This is a genomic window from Inquilinus limosus MP06, from assembly GCF_000767795.1.
Taxonomy (GTDB): Bacteria; Pseudomonadota; Alphaproteobacteria; order DSM-16000; family Inquilinaceae; genus Inquilinus; species Inquilinus limosus_E.
Genome location: NZ_JANX01000960.1, coordinates 1 through 1,383, shown reverse-complemented (window position 1 = coordinate 1,383; position 1,383 = coordinate 1). Strand labels below are relative to the sequence as shown.

Below are 1,383 nucleotides of genomic sequence, written 5' to 3'. Positions count from 1 at the left end.
GCCGCAGCCGCCCGCGCCACCTTGCGCTGGACGCCGAGCCGCGCCTCCTCCGCCTCGATCGCGGCGATCTGCGCCGGATCGGCATGCCAGCGCCGCCATTCCCGGGTCATGTCGAAGGGCGGCACGTCGATCACCTTGCGGGCGATCCAGTCGCCGCGATAGGCGGCCTCGAGCTGCCCGCGATCCTGCACGACATGCAGGAACCGGTCATGCGCGAGCTTGTCCCTGGCGGTGAACAGGCCGGCAAGAACATTGGTCAGCGTGTCCAGAAACAAGGCTGGCCTCCGAGAGCCCCAGCGGCTCGGTTGTGATGTTGCTCAGACTCCGGTCAGCCGACCCAGCTCAGCGAGCCGTCGTAACTGCCCCGCTGCCGCCCCTCGACCGCATAGCGCAGGGCGTCGATGACATGATTCTCGAAGCGGTATCCTTTGGGTCTGATCGCGTATATCGCGCCTTCCGGGCCGCGTCGGCGCCGTTGCCGGATCCGACATAGGCGCTGGCGAAACGGCGCTGCCTCCAATTCGGTGTTCTCCGCTGCTGCGCCATGCCGCCCCCACGCCTCCAACCCCGGACACCGGAACGAAAGCGCCCGCCGCGGCGGTGCCGGGCGGGCGCAACTGTCTGACTGTATCTTAACTATGCCACGCGACGCGGCATCGCGTCAAGAACAAAAAGCGAACATCTTTATCTCTCGTGCGCAGCCCGCCCAGACAGATGGCGAGAGCCCGAAACCGCGCGATCGGGAAAGGCTTCAGACATCCGCTCAGGCCATGGCGCCGCGGGCCGAGATGGGCCACAGGCATTCGACCCGGCCGGACCGCACCCCGACATACCAGTCGTAGCGGTCGATCGTCGGGTCGCAGTGGCCCGGCACCAGGCGCAGCGTCTCGCCGAGTCGGGGCCGGTCGGCACCGGGCCCGATCACCAGCCGGCCATGCTCGTCCGACGGCCCTTCGTAGCGAATGCCGTCCCGTCCCCAGACCAGGGGCATGCCGCTGTCGGTGGGCAGCGCCTTGTGGCCGGCATCGACCACGGCGGCGCCGTCGCGCGGCACGCTCATCACAGTTGCCAGCACGAACAAGGCCTGGCGGAAGGGCGGCGGCGGGTCGTTGCGGGCGTAATCCGCGTCCATGAAGGCGTAGGAGCCGACCTGCAGCTCGGTGAACACACCGCTCGCCGCCTCCAGCGCAAAGGTGCCGGTGCCGGCGCCGCCGACGATCGGGCAGTCGAAGCCGGCGTGGCGCAGGCCTTCGACCGTCCGCCCCGCGGCCTCCGCCGCCTCGGCGATGGCGACGGCGCGCTCCTCCGGCGATCTCCTGTGCTGGGCGCGGCCGTGATAGGCCTGCAGCCCGCCGAAGGCCAGGTGCCGGCTGGCGGCGATGC

Annotated in this window: 2 protein-coding genes; both read right to left on the bottom strand. The window is 69.9% G+C overall.

Going from position 1 to position 1,383, the window contains the following annotated elements:
• A partial coding sequence (locus P409_RS34400; protein WP_034849370.1) for an anti-CBASS protein Acb1 family protein occupies positions 1 to 275 on the bottom strand: 275 nt, incomplete at its 3' end.
• A 488-nt stretch (positions 276 to 763) separates the two neighbouring features.
• Positions 764 to 1,383 (bottom strand): type III PLP-dependent enzyme domain-containing protein (locus tag P409_RS34395; protein ID WP_034849368.1); only part of this gene is annotated, 620 nt, incomplete at its 5' end.